Raw genomic sequence first — 14,689 nt, forward strand, 5'->3', positions numbered from 1 at the left:
TCAATTGGCCTCGGTGCGCTCGGCAACGCGCAGGATGGCGCTGCGCGAGCGCGGGTTGCCGCTGACCTCGGCTTGCGACGGCTTGATGCGTTCGAGCGCGTTCAGCTTCATCACCTTCGGCGCGGCAAAGGGCGCACGGCGGTCGTAGACCTCCTTCGAGTGCTTGGCAATGAATTGCTTGACGATGCGGTCTTCCAGCGAATGGAAGCTGATCACCGCGAGCCGTCCGCCGGGCTGCAGCACGGAAAGACTCGCCTCTAGCGCCTGTTGCAGCTCTTCAAGCTCGGCGTTGATGAAAATCCGAAAAGCCTGAAATGTGCGCGTTGCAGGGTTCTGGCCCTGCTCGCGGGTTTTGACCGTGCCAGCCACGAGCTCGGCCAGTTCGGTGGTGGTTGAAATTGGGCCCCGTTCTTGTCGGCGAGCAACAATCGCCTTTGCAACCTGAACAGCAAACCGTTCTTCGCCATAGTCACGGATCACCTCTGCAATCTGCTGAAGTTCGGCCGTTGCCAGCCATTCGGCCACGCTCTCGCCGCGCGTGGTGTCCATGCGCATGTCGAGCGGGCCGTCGAATCGAAAACTGAAACCGCGCACCGGGTTGTCGATCTGCGGCGAACTCACGCCCAGGTCCAGCAGCACGCCCGCCACACTCGCGTCGGGCAGTTCGCCCAGCGAGCGGAATCCCTGGTGGCGGATAGAAAAACGCGCATCCGAGATGCGCGCTGCTTCGGCCACTGCTTCCGCATCCTTGTCGAATGCGATCAGCCTGCCTTCCGGCGCCAGCCGCGCGAGGATTGCGCGCGCATGACCTCCCCGGCCGAAAGTTGCATCGACATAGGTGCCGGTTGCCGCCGCGCTGCCGGAAAGAAGGGCTTCCACCGCTTCGTTCAGCAAGACGGTCGTATGGGTCCATGGGGTGTTCACGTGGATCCTCAGAACGCGAAGTCCTGAAACACATCGGGCATCTCGCCCTGGGTGGCCTCGGCCTCCTTGGCCTCGTAGGTGGCCTTGTCCCAGAGTTCGAAGTGATTGCCCATGCCCAGCAGCAGCGTGTCGCGCACGATGCCCGTGGCGGCGCGCAGTTCGGGCGACACCAGGATGCGGCCGGTGCCGTCCATCTCCACGTCCATGGCGTTGCCAAGGAACACGCGCTTCCACCACTGCGCCGACATCGGCAGCGCGGCGATGCGCTCGCGGAATTTTTCCCATTCGGGACGAGGGAACACCATCAGGCATCCGTGCGGATGCTTGGTGATCGTGAGCTGGCCGCCTGCCGTGGCGCTCAGGACGTCGCGGTGCCGGGTCGGCACGGAGAGCCGCCCCTTGGCATCCAGACTGAGCGATGAAGCGCCTTGAAACACGACCACGAAACCCCTGTGTTGGGAGGTGCTGCAGCACCCGAAGGGGGCACTACCCGCACTATTTCCCACTTAACTGCACTTTTTTGCACTGTAGCAGGAAACACTTCGGACGCAACTGGCCGTTGGTGGTATTTTTTGTAATGGAATCAACGACTTAGCGCCGATTCCCAAACCTGGGAATCAGCGAATTTCGTTGAAAATGAAGCACTTAGCTCACGCAGTGAATGTGATGCGTGAAGGATTCCCCCGTTACAGGGGGAAGAAGAAGCGGCTTCAGAGAATGAAGCGCGAAAGGTCTTCGTCGTGACTTAGTGCCGCAAGGCGCTGGTCGACATAGGCGGCATCGATGCGGATCGATTGGCCTTCAAGGCGTGTCGCGTCGAAGCTTACCTCATCCAGCAAACGCTCCATCACGGTCGACAAACGGCGTGCGCCGATGTTCTCGGTGCGCTCGTTGACCTCGAAGGCAATGCTGGCCAACCGGGTCACGCCGTCGGGCTGGAAATCGAGCGTCACGCCTTCGGTGGCCAGCAGCGCCTGGTACTGCTTCACGAGCGAAGCGCGCGTTTGCGTGAGGATGCTTTCGAAGTCCGACACCGAGAGCGATTGCAGCTCGACGCGAATCGGAAAGCGCCCTTGCAGCTCGGGAATCAGGTCGCTCGGCTTGCTCAGGTGAAAGGCGCCGCTCGCGATGAACAGCATGTGGTCGGTGCGCACCACGCCGTACTTGGTGGTCACGGCCGTGCCCTCCACCAGCGGCAGCAGGTCGCGCTGCACGCCCTGGCGCGACACGTCGGAGCCCTGCGCTTCGCTGCGCGTGGCGACCTTGTCGATCTCGTCGATGAAGACGATGCCGTTCTGCTCGGCATTGGTGATGGCCTGCGCGCGGATCTCGTCCTCGTTGACCAGCTTGGCAGCCTCTTCGTCGATCAGCAGGCGCAGCGCCTCGGCGATCTTGAGCTTGCGGGTCTTGCGCTTGCCCTGCCCCATCTGGCCGAACATGCCGCGCAGTTGCTCGGTCATTTCTTCCATGCCGGCCGGGCCCATGATTTCGAGCGGTGTGCGGGTCTCGGCGAGGTCGAGTTCGATTTCCTTGTCGTCGAGCTGATGCTCGCGCAGCTTCTTGCGGAAGGCCTGGCGCGTGGGGTTCGGGCCTTCCAGCGCGGCGGCGCTGCCATCGGCACCGCGCGCGGGTGGCAGGAGCACATCGAGGATGCGGTCTTCGGCCGCGTCTTCGGCACGCGCGCGCACCTTGATGCTCTCGGCTTCGCGGGTCTGCTTGACAGCGATTTCCGCGAGGTCGCGAATGATCGAATCGACGTCCTTGCCGACATAGCCGACCTCGGTGAACTTGGTCGCCTCGACCTTGATGAACGGCGCATCCGCCAGGCGCGCGAGGCGGCGGGCGATCTCGGTCTTGCCCACGCCCGTGGGGCCGATCATGAGGATGTTCTTGGGCGTGATCTCGCCGCGCAGCTTGTCCTCGACCTGCTGGCGACGCCAGCGGTTGCGCAGGGCGATGGCCACGGCGCGCTTGGCGGCCGGCTGGCCGACGATGTGGTTGTCGAGCTCGGAGACGATTTCCTGGGGAGTCATGGACATGGTCAGAGCGCTTCCACCGTGTGGTTCATGTTCGTGTAAATGCAGATTTCGCCCGCGATCGCCAGCGATTTCCGGACAATCTGCTCGGCTGAAAGGTCGGTGTTCTCGATCAGCGCCTTGGCCGCCGACTGTGCATAGGCACCGCCCGAACCGATGGCGATGACGCCGTCTTCCGGCTCCAGCACGTCGCCGTTGCCGGTGATGATGAGCGAGGTGGTGGCGTCGGCCACGGCCAGCATGGCTTCGAGCTTGCGCAGCACGCGGTCGGTGCGCCAGTCTTTCGTGAGTTCGACAGCGGCGCGGGTCAGGTGCCCCTGGTGCTTTTCGAGCTTGGCCTCGAAACGCTCGAAGAGCGTGAAGGCATCGGCCGTGGCGCCGGCAAAGCCAGCGAGCACCTTGCCGTGATAGAGCCGTCGCACCTTGCGTGCCGTGCCCTTGATGATGATGGTGCCGAGAGTGACCTGCCCGTCCCCGCCAATGGCGACCTGATCGCCTTGGGGGGTCTTGCGGCGCACGCTCACGATGGTGGTGCCGTGAAACTGTTCCATCGAAGCCATCTGGGGATGCGCCGTGGCAATGCAACCCCCGGCAAAGCCGGGTTCCAGCCGGTTTCAGTTCTTGCGAATGGCTACGGTTGCGTGGTCTGCAATGCCGGTGAGATTGAACAGCGCGGCCATCAGGCGGTGTGCATCGACGAACTGCACGCGCTCGCCGTTGGCGTCGCGCGCACGCACCCAGCTCAGCAGTGTTCCGGCGGCGGTGAGGTCCATGCGCACCAGCGCCGCGCAGGAAATGACGGGCGCCGTGGTGTGGCGCAGGTCGTTGTCCAGCCGCTGCCAGCAGGAGAGCGAATCGCCCCGCAGGTCGCCCGCCAGCGCGGCGAAAGCGCTGTCGGTGGACGGAAAACTGTCGGAGTCGCCGCCAACGGACAGCAGCGACCACACCGAGCTGTGCCGGCTTGCCGGCGGCGCGGCCAGCGAGGTGTATTCGCCCTTGGGGTCCTGCCAGGAGGGCGGCGACACCTCGTAGGTGATGCAGTAATTGAGCGCCACCAGCTCGAAGTCGTCGGGCAGATGCATCATGCGCAGCGCTGCCAAGTGCAGTTGCCACCAGATGTCGCTGGTGCCACGGTCGTTGTTGGGCGCCGCCTCGGACAGCACCGCCAGCAACTGCGCGGTGCCCATGAAGCGCAGTTGCACCGGCGAGTCGGCCCAGTGGGCGAACAAGGCGCGCAGCGGCGCGGCGGCATCGGGCTCGATGGCGCTCAGGCCGCGCCAGTCGAGCGTCCAGACCGAACCCGCCTGCGAGAGTGCACGCGTGAGGCCCATGAGACCTTCGCGCGCCAGGCGTGCGGAGCTGGTCCAGTCGGCGCTGCCGCCTTCGGTCGTTGCACCGGCCTCTTCGCTGGCGGTGACCGCCTTCACGCTGCGGGCCAGCTCTTCGAGCGACACCCAGTCGGGCCCCATGCGCTTCATGCGCTGCGCATAGCGCATGCGGGCGGCCGCGAACTTGGCGGCATCGCCGGTTGCGCGGTACAGGTCGAACAGGGCACGCCAGCGGTTGTCGTCACGCTCGGCTGCGGGGTGGTCGCTCTCGCCATCCGCAGACGTGACGCTCTCAGAGGCCAGGGCCTGCAGCAGGATGGCTTCGGCGCCGGCATCGTCGCCATGCGCAAAGCGGATCACCGCCTCTTCGAGCGCGCCATCGTGCGCGAGCCGGGACGACATCAGCGGCCCGCTGCTGGCAGCGGGCGGAGCGGCGGCGGCCGTTACCGGCGCAACAGCGGCAGCGGCCGTCGGGGCAGGCACGCGCTCGGCCTGCTGCTGCTCTTCGAGCGGGGCATCGCCGGTCCGCACGGGCGGCAGCGTCTCGGCACCGGCATCGGGCGGCGGGTTGACCAGCGTCTCGCCGTTCGGCCCCCGCCCCTTCCACCACTGCTGCGACATCTGCTGCTCGATCTCGTCGATCTTCTTGAGCGTGAGCGCGCGGCCCTCCGGCTTTTCGGAAGAGCTGTTGAGATTGAACGAAGACGGCGTGACCGTCGCCTCGAAGGCATGGGCGGCGGCTTCGCGCTGGCGCAGCTTGCGAAGCATGTCGAACTCGCGCCGGCGCACGAAATCGTTGCGCTGGCGCCGCTCGATCATTTCCTTGAGCATTTCCCGGCTGTAGGCCTGGTCGGGCAGCGAGGAGTCCGAAGATGGCGTATCCAGCTCCGACCAATCCTTCAGAGGATTGCGGACAAACTTGGCCACCTTGGAAAAAAGGCGGCCCGACTCTTCCTTTGCCATGCGGTGAAAGACTGTCGAACGAGCAGGTTTCTCTCTACCTTCTCGTGATCAATCCCCAAACATCTTCTGCTTGAGTTCGCGGCGCTGTTGCGCTTCGAGCGACAGCGTGGCGGTCGGGCGGGCCAGCAGGCGGCCGACACCGATGGGTTCACCGGTTTCGTCGCAGTAGCCGTAGTCGCCAGCGTCGATGCGCTGGATCGATTGCTCGATCTTCTTGAGCAGCTTGCGCTCGCGGTCGCGCGTGCGCAGTTCGAGCGCGTGCTCTTCCTCGATGGTCGCGCGGTCAGCCGGATCAGGCACGACCACGGTGTCTTCACGCAGATGCTCGGTGGTTTCGCCGGCGTTTTCCAGGATGCCGCGCTTGAGTTCCACGAGCTTCAGGCGGAAGAACGCCATCTGCTTTTCGTTCATGTACTCGTCGTCGGGCATGGCGATGACTTCGGCATCGCTCAGCTCGGCGGCGGTCTTGGCCTTCCAGTTGTTGGCCAGCTTCGGGTCTTTCTTGACGGCCAGCGGCGGCGGCGGCACCAGCGCGTTGGACGGTGCTTGCGAGAAGCTGGACTTGGCGGCGGTCGATGCCACCGATTGCGGCATCGAAGGGACGGTCAGTTGCGACAGCCGGGACACACGGCCACCACGTGCAGCGGGTGCGGGCGTGATGGTTTGAACGGGCATCGAGGGTGTCGCCGGGGCGGAAGAGGAGGCGGCAGCCGTTTTTTTCATGGGGATCGGGGGGACAGAAGGAACGGCAGCAGGGCGGCCGACAGGTTTGGATGACGATGGACCCGCGCCTGCCGCGGTCTTGACCGCAGGCTTGACGGGCTTCTTTGCAGCGGTCGCGGCCTTGGCCGGTGGTGCTGCGGGCTTTTTGGATGGCGCGCTTTTCTCCTTCGCGGCAGGACCATGTGCGGTGGCGGAAACCTTTTTCGCCGCGGGTACAGCCTTCGCAGCCGGCGCCTTCTTTGCGGCGGGCTTGGTTGCTGGCGTGGCCTTTGCGGCGGGTTTCTTCACGGTGACTGGCTCCTTGAACGAACTGGAACGCGCTTTCACTGGGTGTCTCCTCCCATGGGAACCACTGCGGCTTTCAGACCGCGCGGGCTCCACGTTGTCGGGGTGCTCGCGGTTGGCGAACCCCGGGGTTATACCCCCGAAAGCCCATCAAAAACGTGCGGCGCCCCGTGCCGGAAGTCACATCTTGTCCATCGGGACGGACATGGCTGCCGGAACAGGCGCGCGATTGTATAGAGAACTCGAACGCGCGGGCGCGCCGTGGCGGTGCCGACCGACTCCGTTAGCATCGCGCGGCGTTGTCGGAGGAGGCAACGCAGGCCCGCCGATGCCCATATGCGGCGCGGGTCCATCCGATCATTCGACAAAAGAAAGCAAGCCTTGAGCAAGAAAGCAGTATTGGGAGTTCTGGCGGCCGCCATCGCCGTCGCCTATGGCGGCAGCACCTGGTGGGCGGGTTCGCAAGTCAAGTCGCGTTACGACACCGCCTTCGACGAGCTGCCGAAGCAGACGGCGATGGTGCGCGTGATCGAGCGCAGCTACGACCGCAGCTTCCTGGGTGCCGTCAGCACCGTGACACTGGAAATCGGCTGTGCCCCCGAGGCCGTCGCCTCCGCGCCGACGCCCGCCGCCAAGCCGGCGGAAGGCGAAGAAGCCGAAGCAGCCGACGAGGACAAGGACGCCGAAGCCGATGCCACGCCGTCCAAGCCTTTGCGCATCACCCTGCGCGACACCATCCACCACGGCCCGCTGGCCGGCGGATCGCTGGCCGCCGCCACCATCGACAGCGAACTGGTGCTCGACGCCAAGACGCAGGCCGAAGTCGAGAAGCTGTTCGGCAAGGCCAAGCCCCTGACGGCGCACACCAAGGTCGGCTTCAGCGGCGCCTTCACGACCGACGTGACGGTCGCACCCATCAAGCTCGTCGAAGACGGCAAGGGCCAGTTCAACTGGCAAGGCGCACAGGCCCGCGCGGAAGTGAACGCAGCGCGCACCCAGGTGCGTTACGACCTGACGATGCCGGGCATGGACCTCAACTCCATTCGCACTGGCGTGACCATGAAGATGGGCAAGCTCAGCCTCAAGGCCGACATGGACAGCAGCGCCGGCTGGATCCTGGCCACCGGCAAGACCGAAGGCCGGCTCGACACCCTGGAGTTCGCGGCCCCCAAGGGCCTGAGCAACGCCCCGGGCGGCGAGCACAAGGCGCTGCCGACCGTGCTGCTGCAAGGCCTCGACCTGCTCGGCGAAGCCACCATCAAGGACGGCCTGTATGCATCCGGCGGCACCCTCAAGGGCAGCGGCAAGATCGGCGAGACCAAGATCGACAAGTTCGAGATGAGCAGCAGCGCCCGCAACATCCACGCCGCCGGCTACAAGAAGCTGGCCGACGCCTGGATGCAGTCCAGCGCAGCCAACGGTTGCGGCAAGGGCGGCAGCAAGGCCTCGCAGGACGCCATCAAGGCGCTGACCGACCAGTTGGCACCCGACCTGAAGGCCATGGCCAAGTACAGCCCCGAATTCGGCGTCGACAAGGCCCTGGTCGAAATCGACGGCAAGCGCGGCGAGATCAGCTACACCGCCGGCCTGACCGGCGTGACCGATGAAGATCTGCAAGCGCCCGGCACCACCCTGCTGATGAAGCGCGGCGTGCTCAAGGCCAACGCGCGGCTGCCGATGAAGTGGCTCGAAAAGCTGGCCGAGACCGGCGCCGAAAGCGGCCAGACGCCGCCGCCCGAAATGGTGGCGGGCCTGGTCGAGCAAGGCGAGGAAAAGGGCTTCGTCAAGCGCAACGGCGACGACGTCACCGCGCAGGTGGAATACAGCGAAGGAAAGCTGAAGCTCAACGGCAAGCCGCTGGGCGCAGCGGGCAACTGAGCAAGCCCGGCGCTTCTTTTCTTTCTCCCTCCCCCTCTGGGGGAGGGCCGGGGTGGGGGCACGTCGGCCTACGAAAAGAGCATTGCGCCTGATCGGACGCCTGCCCCCATCCCAACCTTCCCCCAGCGGGGGAAGGAGTGAATCAGAGACTCAGACCAGGCACTGCTCCAGCCCCTGCACCAGGATCTCGCGCGGCAGCTCGATGCCGATGAACACCATGCGGCTCTGGCGCGCCTCGTCCTTGCCCCACTCCGGGCCCAGGTCGCTGCCCATCAACTGGTGCACGCCCTGGAAGATCACCTTGCGCTCGGTGCCCTTCATGTTCAGCACGCCCTTGTAGCGCAGCATGCGCGGGCCGTAGATATTGACGATCGCGCCCAGGAAGTCTTCGAGCTTGGCCGGATCGAAAGGCCGGTCGGCCTTGTAGACGAAGCTCTTCACGTCGTCGTCCGTGTGGTGATGGTGGCCGTGGCCTTCGTGCTTGTGCGAGGGATGGTCGCAATGCTCGCCATGCGCGTGGTCATGGTCGTGGTGGTCGTGCGCTTCTTCTTCCTTCAGGAAGTCGGGGTCGATGTCCAGCTTGGCGTTCAGGTTGAAGCCGCGCAGGTCGAAGATGTCCTTGAGCGGCACGTCGCCGAAATGCGCCTTCTGCTGCGGCGCGCGCGGGTTCATGTGCTTGAGGCGATGAATCAGCGCCTCGGTTTCCTCAGCCGACACCAGCTCGCTCTTGCTGATGAAGATCTGGTCGGCAAAGCCCACCTGGCGGCGCGCTTCCTGGCGGTCGTTGAGTTGCTGCGGCGCATGCTTGGCATCGACCAGCGTGAGGATCGAGTCGAGCAGGTAGCTCTCGGCGATCTCGTCGTCCATGAAGAAGGTCTGCGCCACCGGGCCCGGGTCGGCAAGGCCGGTGGTCTCGATCACCACGCGGTCAAAGTCCAGCAGGCCCTGGCGCTTCTTGGCAGCCAGCATCTGCAGCGCTTCGCGCAGGTCTTCGCGGATGGTGCAGCAGACGCAGCCGTTGCTCATCTGCACGATCTGCTCTTTCGACTCGGTGACCAGGATGTCGCTGTCGATGTTTTCCTCGCCGAACTCGTTCTCGATGACCGCGATCTTCTGGCCGTGGGCCTCGGTCAGGATGCGCTTGAGCAAGGTGGTCTTGCCCGAGCCTAGAAAGCCGGTGAGGATGGTCGCGGGGATGAGAGCCATGGCAGGGGTGTCCGGAAGAGCGAAGGCGGGGAGTTTACCGGGCAGGGCCTCCCGCCGCCGAGAAGGCGGCGGGAGGCCCTACGGTGGACATGTGGCGGGCTCGCAGGGGCGCACGTTGGCGATCCATGCCCGGCCCAGCAGGCCCGCGTGCTCGTCCACCAGCACCACGTCGCCCCGGTGGATCGCGCCCATGGCGTGTGTGTGGTTCACCCCTTGCCCGCTAAGGGTGATGGTTTCGCCGGGCCTGCGCCACGAAGCCAGCACCACGGTGTAGACGGGGTAACTGCCAGTGACCCGCTTCCCGCCCCGCGAATAGATGTTCTGCCACCGGTCGCTGCGATCCACGACCCGGGCCACATGAACCACGGTTACCGAGGGATGCCAGCGATTGATGACATCGCTCAAGGTGCCCTCCGACGTCCAGGCACCCAGCCGGTACGAGCCCCAGCTGCACACGGTGACGGCGACCGGCACGATGAGCGCCCCCCTCCAATTGACGCCCTCGATCAGGCGGAACAAGCAGGCGAGGACCACGATGTTCAGCAGCGGCCACGCCTCCACCGCCTTCTGGGCAGTGCTGAGATCCGGGTCGATGTAGTTTTTCGGACCCCACTCACCCCAGGTGAACAGCGCGATCGACGGCCAGCCCGGGACCAGCATCGCACCGACCACCAACACACCGAGGACCACGACGACCGAAAGAAGATGCGCCACCGGCATCGAAACGCCCCATCGCTTCGCGAGTGCTACGGCCAGACTTTTTCCGTCCGGTTCGGCGTTGCCGGCGGCGGACGTGTTGCGTGCGCCAACCCTCGCCTCGCGCTGCGCAGGCGCGCCCTCGCCACGACGCCTGTACTTGCCGCGGCTCATCCCTCGGCCCGGCCCATCGCCACGCTCAAGCCGGCTTCCTCACCACCACCAGCCCCTTCAGGTACTCCCCTTCGGGGAATTCGATGGTCATGGGATGGTCGGGCGCGGCGCCCAGGCGCTCGGCGATGTAGCCGTCCACGTTCGCGTCCAGCCCGGCCGAAGCCACGATCTTGTGGAACAGGTCGGCGCTGATGCCGCCCGAACACGAAAAAGTCAGCAGCACGCCGCCCGGCTCCAGCAGCTTGAGCGCCAGGCGGTTGATGTCCTTGTAGGCCCGCGCGGCGCGTTCCGCATGCGCCGCCGTGGGCGCGAACTTGGGCGGATCGAGCACGATGGCGTCGAAGGTGCGGCCTTGGTCGATGAACTCGCGCAGCACGGTGTTGACGTTGGCATCGAGAAACTCCGCCTTGATGCCCGAGCCCTCGCCGCCGAAACCATTGAGGGCAAGGTGCCCGCGCGCGCGGTCCAGCGCCGGCTGAGACGAATCGACCGACACCAGCTCCGCCCCTTCTAGCGCGCCCGCGGCCTTCAGGCCCGACAGCGCCGCCACCGTGAAGCCGCCCGTGTAGCAAAAGCAATTGAGCACGCGGCGGAAGCGCCGGTGCTTCGCCAGCTCGGCAAAGCGCTGGCGGCTGTCGCGCTGGTCGAGATAGAAGCCGGTCTTGTGGCCGGTCGCGATGTCGAGCGACAGCTTCCAGTCGTGTTCGCGGATCGTGATTTCGGTGGGGCCTTCGCCGCGCAGCCAGCCCGTGACGGGCTTCAGGCCTTCGCGCTCGCGGCCGCTGGCGTCGGAGCGCTCGTAGAGCTTGGTCAGGCCCGTGGCCTTGAGCAGCGCATCGGCCAGCACGTCTTTCCAGCGCTCGACGCCGGCCGACAGGAACTGCGCCACCAACGTGTCGCCGTAACGGTCGACGATCAGTCCCGGCAGGCCGTCGGCCTCGCCGTGCACCAGGCGCACGCCGTCGCTCTGCAGGTCGAACAAGCCCCGTGCCGCCACGGCACGGGCGCACACCGCTGCGAAAAACGCCGCATCGATGCGCTGCGTTTCCACGAAGCTCCAGGCCCGCGCGCGGATCTTGGAGACCGGGCTGAAGGCAGCCCATGCCAGGAAGGCGCCGTCGTGGGATTCCACGCGCACCGTCTCGCCCGAGTCGGCGGCACCGCGCGCGATGGCGGATTCGAAGACCCAGGAGTGGCGGCGCTGCATCGAGCGTTCTTTGCCCGGTTTGAGTCGAAGGGTTTTCATTCTTTGCTTGTGGTGTTCTTGCTTGTGGTTTTCGGGCCGGGCCTGGGCGCGCTCGCGGTTTCGGGGCGCGCCTGCGCGCGCGGATGCGCCGCGTCGTAGGCCTTGGCCAGATGCTGGAAGTCCAGCCGTGTGTAGACCTGCGTGGTCGCGATGTTGGCGTGGCCCAGCAGTTCCTGCACCGCGCGCAGGTCGCTGCTCGACTGCAGCACGTGGCTGGCGAAGGAATGGCGCAGCATGTGCGGATGCACCGGCGCGGTCAGGCCGGCCTTGAGGCTGCGCTCGCGCAGCAGCTTCCACACCGCCTGCGAAGACATGCGCAGGCCCTTGGCACTGATGAAGAGCGCGGCCGCCGCGTTCGCGTCATGCAGCCGGGCGGTCGCGAGCCCGGCGCAATCGCCGCGCACCGCGAGCCAGTCGCGTACCGCCTCGGCCGCCTTGCCGCCCATCGGCACGATGCGGCGCTTGCTGCCCTTGCCCAGTACGTTGGCTTCGAGCGCATCCAGGTCGACCCAGCCGCGCGCGGTGTTGCTCGCCTGCGCATCGAGGCCGGTGAGTTCGCTCACGCGCAGGCCGCAGCCATACAGCACTTCGACGATGGCGCTGTCGCGCGCCTCGGTCCAGGGGTCGGCTTCGGGGTCGTACAGCTCGGCCAGGCGCACCGCGTCGTCCACGCCCAGCGCCTTCGGCAGCGGCCGGCCGGCCTTGGGCGCGTGCACGTCCTGCACCGGGTTGAAGCCGATCAGCCCTTCGTTGCCGAGCCAGCGGTAGAAGCTGCGCCAGCAGGACAGCACCAGCGCAATGCCGCGCGGCTCGCGGCCGGCGCTGTGCAGTTGCGCCATCCAGCGGCGGATGTGGGCGGTCTGCACGCGGTCGAGCGGCAGGTTGGCGTCGGCCGCATGCGCGGTCAGCGATTGCAGGTGAAAGGCATACAGCTCGACCGTGCGCGCCGCGAGTCGGCGCTCGACACGCACGTGCTCAAGGTACTTTTCGATCCAGCCCGATGAAGCCGGCGCGGCAGGCTCAGAAGAGATAGCCATGGCCGGCATTGTTCACGATGGCGGCCGGCTCGCGCAATGCGCCCTTGAACAGCATGCCCCAGGTGCGCCAGCATGACGTGGACGCGGCGGCGTACTGCACGTCGAAGGTCTTGTCAAAACCGCTCATGCGCACCAGCCGCTCGATGCGCCACTGGTGAAAAGGCTCCGACACCACGATCACGCTGTGCACGCCGGCCGCCTGCAGGATCGGCGTCGACAGCGCCAGGTTCAGCCGCGTGGACGACGACACCGGCTCCAGCAACGTCGACCCGGTGTAGCCCACGGCATTCGCATGCTGCTGCATCACCTCGGCCTCGATGCGGCCGTCTTCGGTATCGACACCGCCCGAGAAAGCGAGCTGCCTGACCAGCCCGGCCTTCGCCAGCGCGATGCCCGTGTCGACACGCCCGGTCAGGCAGGGGTTCGGCTTGCCGTCGAGGTACGCACGGTTGCCCAGAATCAGCGCCGCATCGGCCGGCCGCTGCGGCGGGTTGTCCAGCACCGCTTCGGCCCGTTGCCAGACCACGGCCGCAATGGCCGCGTACGCCACCACCCCGGCCGCCAGCCCGCCGAACAGCACGCGCTGCCAGGGCCGGCGCAACCAGCGCGGGCGGCTCAAGGACGCAGCCGCGAGAGTCCGCCCGAGGCCAGCTCGGCGATGCGCTCGAGAAAGTCGGTGCCCATCTCGGCGTTGAAGCGCTGCGCATCGGGCGATGCCAGCACCAGCAGGCCGAAGGCCGGCGATTCGGCGTCAGGGCGCAGCGGAATCAGCGCGATCGACATTGCGGCTTGCGGCTCGGGCAGCCATTTGGCCGCCTCGAAGCCCGAATTGAGCCCACAGTAAGGCGAGGTCAGCGAAGTGGCCAGCGCCTTCACGTCGTCGCTCACCCACTGGGCATAGGCTTCGTTGAGGTACTCGCTGCTGCAATCCCACACCTTGATGGCGGTCTGCGGCACGAGGAACAGCGACTGCAGGTCGACCGCGATGCGGTACGGCAGGCTGCGCGGGTCGCGCGTGGTCAAGAGGCCGCTGGTCCAGCGCTGCAGGCGGTCGGCAATGACGACGTTTTCGGTGCCGTGGCGCACCATGTCCATCAGGCGATGTTCCAGCGCCTTGATCTTTTCGCGCAGCATCTCGGCCTGGCGCTCCTGCAGGCTCACGGCACGGTTGCCGTGCGGGCTGGTGAGCTGCACCTGTGCCAGCAGTTGCGCATGGCGCTCGAAGAAGTCGGGCGTGTTCGCCAGGTAGTCGGCGATGTCGTCTTCGGTGATCGGGTTCATGGCGTTGTTGGCGTCGTTGTTGTTCGTGAAGGAAGTCATGGCAGTTCTGGCACCTCGATGTCGCCTTCGAAGACCGTGGTGGCCGGGCCCGTCATCAGCACAGGCTGGCCTTCGCCCTGCCATTCGATCGTGAGGATGCCGCCGTGCGTCTGCACGTCGACCCGGCGCTCCAGCAGGCCGAGCCGGATGCCCGCCACCACCGCCGCGCAGGCGCCGGTGCCGCAGGCCAGCGTTTCGCCGGCGCCGCGCTCGAACACCCGCAGCCTGACGTGCGTGCGGTCGACCACCTGCATGAAGCCGGCGTTCACCCGCTGCGGAAAGCGCGGGTGGTGCTCGATCTGCGGGCCCTGCTCGGCCACCGGCGCGGTGTCGACGTTGTCCACCACCTGCACCGCATGCGGATTGCCCATCGACAGCACCGCTACCGAAACAATAGCGGTGCCCGCACGGGTGCCAAGGGCAAGATGCCACTTTTGCCACGCGCCATCGGGTTGCGGATCGAGCCCGGCGGTGTCGAAGGGCACGCGCTCCGTCTCGAAGATTGGCGCGCCCATGTCGACCGTCACGCGGCCGTCGGCGCCCATGCGCGGCGCGATCACGCCGGCCAGCGTCTGCACGCGCACTTCGGTCTTGTCGGTCAGCTTGTGTTCGCTCACGAAGCGCATGAAGCAGCGCGCGCCGTTGCCGCACTGCTCCACCTCGCCGCCGTCGGCGTTGTGGATCACGTATTGAAAGTCGATGCCTTCCGCGGGCGATGGCCGCACGGTGAGGATCTGGTCGGCGCCGACGCCGAAATGGCGGTCGGCCAGAAAGCGGTATTGCGCGGCGGTCAGGCCGAGCGTGCCGCGTGTTTCGTCCAGCACGACGAAATCGTTGCCGGCCCCCTGCATTTTGGTAAAGCGAATTCGCATC

14 protein-coding genes are annotated in these 14,689 nt (G+C 66.3%); 1 reads left to right on the plus strand and 13 read right to left on the minus strand.

What is annotated here, in order from left to right; all coding sequences use genetic code 11:
- The 6 genes from rsmH to dksA form a co-directional block, all read right to left on the minus strand.
- On the minus strand, window positions 1-924 hold the full coding sequence (rsmH, locus tag ACSFB7_RS07495; protein WP_187113939.1) for a 16S rRNA (cytosine(1402)-N(4))-methyltransferase RsmH: 924 nt from the start codon (window positions 922-924) through the stop codon (window positions 1-3).
- Between the two features lie 8 nt (window positions 925-932).
- Window positions 933-1,361: a division/cell wall cluster transcriptional repressor MraZ gene (mraZ, locus tag ACSFB7_RS07500; RefSeq protein ID WP_012746060.1), complete on the minus strand. Its 429-nt coding sequence runs from the start codon at window positions 1,359-1,361 to the stop codon at window positions 933-935.
- 273 nt (window positions 1,362-1,634) lie between these two features.
- Window positions 1,635-2,963 (minus strand): ATP-dependent protease ATPase subunit HslU, encoded by a 1,329-nt coding sequence (hslU, locus tag ACSFB7_RS07505; protein ID WP_435468606.1) that lies wholly within the window; start codon window positions 2,961-2,963, stop codon window positions 1,635-1,637.
- Window positions 2,964-2,965: 2 nt separating this feature from the next.
- Window positions 2,966-3,511, minus strand: coding sequence for an ATP-dependent protease subunit HslV (gene hslV, locus ACSFB7_RS07510; protein WP_435468608.1), 546 nt, complete (start codon window positions 3,509-3,511; stop codon window positions 2,966-2,968).
- Window positions 3,512-3,574: 63 nt separating this feature from the next.
- Window positions 3,575-5,251: an STAS domain-containing protein gene (locus tag ACSFB7_RS07515; RefSeq protein WP_435468610.1), complete on the minus strand. Its 1,677-nt coding sequence runs from the start codon at window positions 5,249-5,251 to the stop codon at window positions 3,575-3,577.
- 48 nt (window positions 5,252-5,299) lie between these two features.
- The gene (gene dksA / locus ACSFB7_RS07520; RefSeq protein WP_435468612.1) at window positions 5,300-5,926 is read right to left on the minus strand and encodes an RNA polymerase-binding protein DksA; all 627 of its coding nucleotides are present in this window, start codon (window positions 5,924-5,926) and stop codon (window positions 5,300-5,302) included.
- Window positions 5,927-6,640: 714 nt separating this feature from the next.
- On the opposite strand from dksA, the gene ACSFB7_RS07525 reads away from it, so the two are divergent.
- Window positions 6,641-8,137, plus strand: coding sequence for a YdgA family protein (locus tag ACSFB7_RS07525; protein WP_435468614.1), 1,497 nt, complete (start codon window positions 6,641-6,643; stop codon window positions 8,135-8,137).
- A 150-nt stretch (window positions 8,138-8,287) separates the two neighbouring features.
- Here the strand turns inward: ACSFB7_RS07525 and ACSFB7_RS07530 are convergent, their stop codons facing one another.
- The 7 genes from ACSFB7_RS07530 to dapF all read right to left on the minus strand — a co-directional run bounded on the left by ACSFB7_RS07530 (window position 8,288) and on the right by dapF (window position 14,688).
- Window positions 8,288-9,343: a CobW family GTP-binding protein gene (locus ACSFB7_RS07530; protein WP_435468616.1), complete on the minus strand. Its 1,056-nt coding sequence runs from the start codon at window positions 9,341-9,343 to the stop codon at window positions 8,288-8,290.
- A gap of 78 nt (window positions 9,344-9,421) precedes the next feature.
- On the minus strand, window positions 9,422-10,213 hold the full coding sequence (locus ACSFB7_RS07535; protein ID WP_435468618.1) for a hypothetical protein: 792 nt from the start codon (window positions 10,211-10,213) through the stop codon (window positions 9,422-9,424).
- Window positions 10,214-10,238: 25 nt separating this feature from the next.
- On the minus strand, window positions 10,239-11,459 hold the full coding sequence (locus tag ACSFB7_RS07540) for a class I SAM-dependent rRNA methyltransferase (RefSeq protein ID WP_435468620.1): 1,221 nt from the start codon (window positions 11,457-11,459) through the stop codon (window positions 10,239-10,241).
- Window positions 11,456-12,496, minus strand: coding sequence for a tyrosine recombinase XerC (locus ACSFB7_RS07545; protein WP_435468622.1), 1,041 nt, complete (start codon window positions 12,494-12,496; stop codon window positions 11,456-11,458). Before ACSFB7_RS07545 ends, ACSFB7_RS07540 begins: the two co-directional genes overlap by 4 nt.
- Window positions 12,480-13,115 (minus strand): YdcF family protein, encoded by a 636-nt coding sequence (locus ACSFB7_RS07550; protein WP_435468624.1) that lies wholly within the window; start codon window positions 13,113-13,115, stop codon window positions 12,480-12,482. Before ACSFB7_RS07550 ends, ACSFB7_RS07545 begins: the two co-directional genes overlap by 17 nt.
- Window positions 13,112-13,816: a DUF484 family protein gene (locus tag ACSFB7_RS07555; protein WP_435468626.1), complete on the minus strand. Its 705-nt coding sequence runs from the start codon at window positions 13,814-13,816 to the stop codon at window positions 13,112-13,114. Before ACSFB7_RS07555 ends, ACSFB7_RS07550 begins: the two co-directional genes overlap by 4 nt.
- Entirely contained in the window at window positions 13,813-14,688 is an 876-nt protein-coding gene (gene dapF, locus ACSFB7_RS07560) for a diaminopimelate epimerase (protein ID WP_435468628.1), read from the minus strand. The genes ACSFB7_RS07555 and dapF overlap by 4 nt, the downstream gene beginning before the upstream one ends.
- Window position 14,689 lies beyond the last annotated feature (1 nt).

This window comes from Variovorax raffinosi (assembly GCF_051216615.1).
Classification (GTDB): Bacteria; Pseudomonadota; Gammaproteobacteria; order Burkholderiales; family Burkholderiaceae_C; genus Variovorax.